8 protein-coding genes are annotated in these 7,310 nt (G+C 67.5%); all 8 read left to right on the forward strand.

Annotated features, from left to right (window positions below):
• Positions 1-28 precede the first annotated feature (28 nt).
• Positions 29-235 carry a hypothetical protein gene (locus ACY35P_RS14595; protein WP_462116567.1) on the forward strand — a complete coding sequence of 69 codons (207 nt, stop codon included), beginning with the start codon at positions 29-31 and terminating at the stop codon, positions 233-235.
• A gap of 10 nt (positions 236-245) precedes the next feature.
• Positions 246-1,949 carry a type IV secretory system conjugative DNA transfer family protein gene (locus ACY35P_RS14600; protein WP_462116568.1) on the forward strand — a complete coding sequence of 568 codons (1,704 nt, stop codon included), beginning with the start codon at positions 246-248 and terminating at the stop codon, positions 1,947-1,949.
• 212 nt (positions 1,950-2,161) lie between these two features.
• On the forward strand, positions 2,162-2,584 hold the full coding sequence (locus ACY35P_RS14605; protein ID WP_462116569.1) for a hypothetical protein: 423 nt from the start codon (positions 2,162-2,164) through the stop codon (positions 2,582-2,584).
• A 2-nt stretch (positions 2,585-2,586) separates the two neighbouring features.
• Complete coding sequence (locus ACY35P_RS14610) at positions 2,587-3,453, forward strand: VirB8 family type IV secretion system protein (protein WP_462116570.1); 867 nt, start codon at positions 2,587-2,589, stop codon at positions 3,451-3,453.
• Positions 3,454-3,476: 23 nt separating this feature from the next.
• Positions 3,477-4,211 (forward strand): TrbG/VirB9 family P-type conjugative transfer protein, encoded by a 735-nt coding sequence (locus ACY35P_RS14615; RefSeq protein ID WP_462116574.1) that lies wholly within the window; start codon positions 3,477-3,479, stop codon positions 4,209-4,211.
• On the forward strand, positions 4,208-5,443 hold the full coding sequence (locus tag ACY35P_RS14620) for a TraB/TrbI/VirB10 family type IV secretion system protein (protein WP_462116571.1): 1,236 nt from the start codon (positions 4,208-4,210) through the stop codon (positions 5,441-5,443). Before ACY35P_RS14615 ends, ACY35P_RS14620 begins: the two co-directional genes overlap by 4 nt.
• A 10-nt stretch (positions 5,444-5,453) precedes the next feature.
• On the forward strand, positions 5,454-6,488 hold the full coding sequence (gene virB11 / locus ACY35P_RS14625; RefSeq protein ID WP_462116572.1) for a P-type DNA transfer ATPase VirB11: 1,035 nt from the start codon (positions 5,454-5,456) through the stop codon (positions 6,486-6,488).
• Positions 6,489-6,665: 177 nt separating this feature from the next.
• Positions 6,666-7,310, forward strand: a 645-nt coding sequence (locus tag ACY35P_RS14630) for a lytic transglycosylase domain-containing protein (protein WP_462116573.1), incomplete at its 3' end; no start/stop codon positions are given.

Consider the following 7,310-nt stretch of genomic DNA (forward strand, 5'->3'; position numbering starts at 1 on the left):
GGACGCGCTCGGCGGAAGGGAGGTCCGCATGCACGACAGTTCCGTGCTCTATGTCCGTGGCGCCTATCGCGTGGTCGACCGCGTCGACGCCCCGCCGCATCGTCGCTATGTCGTCGAGGACGGCACCGGGACGCTCATGCGCGAAGAGGCGGGCTTCGACGCCGCGCGCGACTGGCTGGACCGCCGCCTCCTGGAACTCGCCCCGCCGCAGCCGCAGCCGCGGCGTACGCGCTGAGGAACGCCCGATGCGTCCGATCCTCGGGGTTCTCTCGCTTCTGATCGCCGCGGTGGCCGGGCTCTGGCTGTCGGGCCGGCTCGCGTTCGTCTTCCTCGGCCTGCACGGCGCACCGGCGCACTGGCACGTCTATCTCGACTACCTGCGCACGCTCGACCTCCCGCAGGTGCGTCCGTACGCGTCGAAGATTCGCGCCGCGGGCCTCGTCGGCTTCGGGCTGCCGCTGCTCGGGCTGCTGGGCGTCGCCGCGCTCGCCCTGCGACGCCCGGCCAAGTCGCTGCACGGCGATGCGCGCTTCGCGCGCGCGTCGGATCTCGCGCGTCACCGGCTCTTCGAAGAAGGGCCCACCAGCCTGGTGGTCGGACGCCACAACGGTCGACTGCTGCGCCTTCCGGGCCAGCAGTTCGCGCTGCTGGCCGCGCCGACCCGTTCGGGCAAGGGCGTGGGCATCGTGATCCCGAACTTGCTCGAGTACGGCGACTCGGTCGTCGTGCTCGACATCAAGCAGGAGAACTTCGACCTGACGTCGGGCTGGCGCGCCGAGCAGGGACATGAGGTCGTCCTGTTCAATCCTTATGCCGAGGACCGTCGCTCGCACCGGTGGAATCCGCTCGGCTACGTCTCGGACGACCCTGCCTTCCGCGTATCGGACGTGATGGCGATCGGCGCGATGCTGTACCCGGACGGCTCAGACGAACAGAAGTTCTGGGTGAGCCAGGGCCGCAACGCGTTCCTCGCGTTTGCGCTGTATCTCTTCGACAAGCACGACCACGAACGTGCCTGCGGCTTTCCCGGCGCGACCGCGCCGACGCTCGGCATGGTCTACCGGCTGGCCTCCGGGACCGGGGGCGACCTTCGCGCGCACCTGCAATCGCTCGCGCAGCAGCGTTTCCTGTCCGAGCCCGCGCGCATGGCCTTCGCGACGCTGCTGTCGCAGGCCGATGAAACGTTCGCGTCGATCCTCGGCACGTTCAAGGAGCCGCTGAACGCATGGGTCAACCCGGTGCTCGATGCCGCGACCTCCGCGAACGACTTCCGGCTCGACCACGTGCGTCGCAAGCGCATGAGCATCTACGTGGGCATCCAGCCCAACAAGCTCGCCGAGAGCCGCCTGCTGCTCAATCTGTTCTTCAGCCAGCTGATCAATCTCAATACGCGCGAGCTGCCCCAGAACGACCCGACACTGCGGCATCAGTGCCTGTTGTTGATGGACGAATTCACCGCCATCGGCCGCATCGACATCCTCGCCAGCGCGGTCGCCTACATGGCAGGCTACAACCTGCGCCTGCTGCCGATCGTGCAGAGCATGGCGCAGCTGGACGCGGTCTACGGGCGCGAAGTCGCGCGCACGCTCGTCACCAACCACGCGATGCAGATCCTCTACGCACCGCGTGAGCAACAGGATGCCAACGACTACTCGGAGATGCTGGGCTATACGACCGTGCGACGGCAGAATGTCACGCGCGGGCGCGACGTTTCGCGCAGCGAGTCGGAGGAGCGCCGCGCACTGATGCTGCCGCAGGAACTCAAGGCGATCGGGCCCGACCGCGAAGTCGTCGTTTACGAAGGCATCGCACATCCGGTGATGTGCGAGAAGATCCGCTACTACCGTGACAAGCGCTACACCGCGCGACTACGCCCGCGTTCGCCGGTCCCGGTGCTCGCGATCGGCGGCGCCCCGGTTGACGCGCGGGAAGCCGTTTCGCTACCGTAACCACGGGCGCAACGCCCGCGATGCGGAAGGCATCGACGCAGGACGCACTCGGCACGCCACGCGTGCTGGACAGGGATCGGTCATACAGGGGACATCGACAAGGACACGTTTCGAGGCCGGCAGGACGCCGCACTACGCCACCTGCCATTTCCATGGATCCGTCGTCGCCCGCGCCATGCGTCGGGTGGCGCGCCTTCGCGCACCGGTGAGTCGTGAAATCGCTTCCGCATTGCATCCGTTTCCTCTCCGTCGCCGGCGTACTCGCGCTGCTGACGGCCTGCACCACCACGCCCGCGCCCGCGTTTTCCGGACGCTGGAAGCCGGTGAACCGCTTCGCCGAGCAGACGCAGGCGATCCCGCTGCGCTCGGCTTATGCGTACTACGCCGCCCCGGTCGACCGGACGCTCAAGAGCCTGCTGGAGCGATGGGCGCGCGACAGCCGGATGGAACTCGACTACCGACACGACAGCGATTTCACCCTGCACCGGCCCGTCGCCGACGTGCACAGCGACGACCTGAAAACCGCGCTCGCGCAGCTCACGGCGCTGTATGCCGCCGAGCGCGTGGACATCGCGATCGACGGTTCGCGGATCGTGGTCCGACGCGCGGACGCCACCCCGACCTCGAGGCCCTGACCATGAAAACCCGTTCGAAGCCGGAGAGCAGTCGCGTCGAGCACGCCATCGGGCGCGCGGTGAACTACGAGGTCAGCCTCGCGGACCAGGCCCGTCGCAGTGAGCGGCGTGCGTGGTGGGTGGCGGGCACGTCCTGCGCGATCAGCCTGATCCTCGCCGGCGGCTATTTCTACTTCCTGCCCTTGAAGGAGAAGGTCCCGTACTTGGTGATGGCGGATGCCTACACGGGCACCGCGACCGTCGCCAGGCTCGACGGGAACTGGGGGCGCCAAGACATCACCCTCAGCGAGGCGGTCAACAAGAGCAACGTGGCCCACTTTGTGCTGGCACGCGAGTCGTACGACATCGCCCTGATGCGGCTGCGCGACTGGACGACGGTGTACACGATGTCCGCGCCGTCGGTGGCATCCGGCTACACGGCGCTGCACGGCAAGGAGAACCCCGATCGCCCGTACAACACGTACGGCGAGAAGGCGGCCATCCGCATCAAGATCCTCAGCATCACCCTGATCAACGATGCCGACGGCCGTCCGACCGGCGCCACCGTGCGCTTCCAGCGCACGCTGCACGACAAGGCGAGCGGCCGTACCCAGCCGCTCGACAGCAAGATCGCCACGCTCGCATTCACGTACAAGGCGAACTTGGCCATGGACGAGAAGTACCGCATCGAGAATCCGCTGGGGTTCCAGGTCACCAGCTATCGCGTCGACAACGACTATGCGGAGTCGCCCCCGGTCGAACCCGAGATTCCCGCATTCCCGATGCCCGACATGGGCGAGGCCAGCGGCACACCCACGCCGCAACAGTCGCAGTCGCCGGCCGCGGCGCCGCCGGCTGCAGCCGCGCCGGCGACGGAGGCCCGGCCGTGAGCCTGCGTTCGTGCACGCAGGCGATCTCCTGCGCCATCGCACTGCTCGTCGCGCTGCTGCCTCAGGTGGGGCGGGCGGAGGCGGTGCAGGAATACGAATACGCCGAAAACCGCATCTATCCGGTCCGCACCGGCTTGGGCATCGCCACTCAGATCGAGCTCTCGCCGAGCGAAACCGTGGTCGATTACAGCACCGGGTTCTCGAACGGTTGGGACATCAGCCGGCGCGACAACGTCTTCTACGTCAAGCCGAAGAACGTCGACGTCGACACGAACCTTCTGATCCGGACTGAGACGCACGCGTACATCTTCGAACTCCGCGTGGTGGCCACCAACTGGAAGGCGCTGGACCAAGCCAAGGACGCGGGCGTGCAGTACAAGGTCCGCTTTCGCTACCCCGGCGACGTGCAGTTCAAGGCCAAGGTGCCCGCGAAGGCCGCCGAGCTCGAGCTCGGCCTCGACCCGAGCCGCGCCTACACGTTCGACTACGACTACAGCACGCGCACGAAACTCAAGGCGCTGGTGCCGGTCAACGTCTATGACGACGGTCGCTTCACCTATATCCGGCTCGCGGCTGCGGCCGCCTTTCCGACCGGATCCTTCCCGGCGGTGTTCGGCAGCGAGCGTGAGAACGGCGAGGAATTCGTGGTCAACACCACGGTGCAAGGCGACACCATCGTCGTGCACGGAACGTACCGCTATCTCGTGATCCGCCACGGCAAGAACGTCGTCGGCCTCCGCAGGAACCCGCGCCCGTGAACCAGGTGATCAGCAATCCCTACGAGCAGGATCCGGCGGCGGCCGCCGGTGGCAATCCATACCTCGATCTCCATGCAGCGCCGTCGGCGGACCTCGACGATACCGGCCCCGCCTTGCGCCAAGCCGAGCAGCGTCGCGTCAATCGCAAGGCGCTCCTGTTTCTGGGCGGTATCGTGCTTCTGCTGATGCTCATGGCGGTGCTGGTGCTGCGGGGCGGCACGCGCAAGGACGGGGGCACGAAGCCGACGGAGGAACGCGTCAGCATTCCCACCCTCGGTGATGCGCCCCCGCCGCTTCCTTCCCGGTCGGAGGGCGTGCCCGCCGAACCGATCGGCCTGCAGCCCGAGGCACAGGCTGCGCCGCTGCCGCCGCTGCCTGCCCAGGCCGACTACGCAGCCGCTCCACCGGCCCCGGGCTTCGATCCACCCCGTACGCAGGCCCGTCAGACGCCGACGCTCTTGGAACGCCGAATGGGGCTGGACGCGGGCGCATCCGCGGCGCCGCCGATGGGTCCGCAGGACGCCTATGCGCAGGCGCTCTCGCTGACCCAGGCCGCGATCGGTGGCCGCGGCGCCGCCAAGCCCGACGATTCGACGGACGGTGCCCCGGCCGGTCGGGCGCGCGCGAGCAGCGCACGTGCGCTTCGCCGTCCAGACGCCCTCCTGATCCGCGGCACGATGCTGCGCTGCGTGCTCGAGACCCGCATCGTCAGTGACATCCCGGGCTACACCGCCTGCATCCTTACCGAGCCCGTGTACTCGGTGAACGGGCGCAGCCTGTTGCTGGAGCGTGGCTCGAAGATCTACGGCAGCTACGACCACGGGCCGACGGGCGATCGCATGGCCGTGGTCTGGGACCGCATCACGACGCCCAGCGGTGTGGACGTGGAAATGGCGAGCCCGGGCGTGGACAACCTCGGCGGCGCCGGGCATCCCGGACAGCGCGACCCGCATTGGCCGACCCGGATCGCCTCGGCACTGATGGTCAGCCTGCTGAGCGATGCCTTCAAGTACGCGGCGGCCGAGAACGGCCCGTCGACCGCGAGCGTCGCTCAGGGTGTCGTCGTCGTCTCGCCCTACGAGAGCAATACGGCGCGCACGCTCGACCGCATCGCCAACCAGGCCGTGCAGGAGTCGATGTCGCGGCCACCGACCGTCACGCTCAACCAGGGCACGCTGGTGAACGTCTACGTCGCACGCGACGTCGACTTCTCCGAGGTGCTCGGTCGCTGAGCGGCCGACCATGGACGTCGATGCGCCCATCGCGCGGGTCTCGGACGAGTTCCTGACCTACCAGTACGAGGTGCTCGGCATCCTCGGCTATATGGCATCACCCGACGTCACCGAGATCTGCATCAACCGGCCGGGCGAAGTCTGGATCGAAGTGCGCGGCGGATGGGAGCGCATCGACGTGCCGGCACTCACGTTCGAACGCGCGCGGCAGTTCTGCACGGCGGTGGTCAACGAAAGCAATACGGGCCAGCGCATCACGGATGCGGACCCCGTCGTCTCGCTCACGTTCCCCACCGGGCAGCGCGCGCAGTTCGTGATTCCTCCGGCCTGCGACGCCGGACGCGTCTCGATCACCATTCGCCTGCCGTCGCGACAGACCCGCACGCTCGAGCAGTACCAGCAGGACGGCTTCTTCGAGCGCATCCTCGAGGACGCCGGCGGAATCGGTCCGCAGGACCGCGAGTTGCTCGCCCTGCGTGCCGAGCGCGACTACGCCGAGTTCTTCCGGCGTGCTGTGCTCTATCGCAAGAATATCGTCGTGGCCGGCGCGACCGGCAGCGGCAAGACCACCTTCATGAAGTCGCTCGTGCACCACATCCCGGCCGACGAGCGCCTGGTCACGATCGAAGACGCTCGCGAACTCTTCATCGCCCAGCCCAACGTGGTGCACCTGCTCTACTCGAAGGGCGGCCAGAGCACCAGCAACGTGACGGCGAAGAGCTGCATGGAGGCGTGCCTTCGCATGAAGCCCGACCGCATCATCCTTGCCGAGCTGCGCGGCGACGAATCGTTCTATTTCATCCGGAACTGCGCGTCGGGGCACCCGGGATCGATCACCAGCTGTCATGCCGGAAGCACGGCGCAGACCTGGGACCAGCTCGCGTTGATGGTGAAGGCCTCGACCGAAGGCGCGGGACTCGAATTCGCAGTGATCAAGCGGCTCCTGATGATGACGATCGACATCGTCGTGCACATCAAGGCGCACGCCGGCCGACGCTACATCACGGGCATCGACTTCGACCCTCAGCGGGCGGCTCCGATGTAGGAAAAGTACTCATTTTCAGGCATTGACAAGCGCGGCGAGCGCATGAGTCAATGTTCCCGCCTCCGGTCGTGGATCGACAGGAGAAGCAAGGACGATGATGCGTACGGATGGATTCGGCTCGCCGGTTTCCGTCGTGCGCCGCAGGAATGCGACAGGGAGACGACGGTGTTGCCTGGCATGGAGCTGATGGGCTGTCCGCAACTGGCGGTCCCCGCGGACGTGATGCATCACGTCGTCCGCGTCGAGTCTTCGTTCAACCCATACGCCATCGGCGTCGTGGGTGGACGCCTTGCGCGCCAGCCGACCAACCTGCGCGAGGCCGCGGCGACGGCGCGCATGCTCGAGAGCCGCGGTTACAACTTCTCGCTGGGCCTCGCGCAGGTCAATCGTTACAACCTGGCGCGCTACGGTCTCGGAACGTACGAGCAGGCGTTCCAGGCCTGTCCGAACCTGCAGGCCGGATCCCGCATCCTCGCCGAGTGCCGCACGCGATCGAGCGGTGACTGGGGCAAGGCCTTCAGCTGTTACTACTCCGGCAACTTCACGACCGGGTTCCGCGAAGGCTATGTCCAGAAAATCTACGCCTCCATGCGCGGTACGCAGGACGCCTCGTTCCCGGGTGCAATCCCCGTCTATGGAGCTGCGGATCGTCGCCGTGCACCTCGCGCGGCCGAACGCGGCGGGCGCAGCCGCATCGCGGCGCGTATCGAAGCCCCTGCCGGACAGGCGCGAGTCGACGGGCCGGTCCCTTGCACTCCTGCTGCTCGCCGCGCCGCTGGCCGCCGCGCAGTCGCTGCCCGTGCAGGTCGCCGTCAACGGCAA

It is taken from the genome of Lysobacter xanthus (assembly GCF_047159895.1).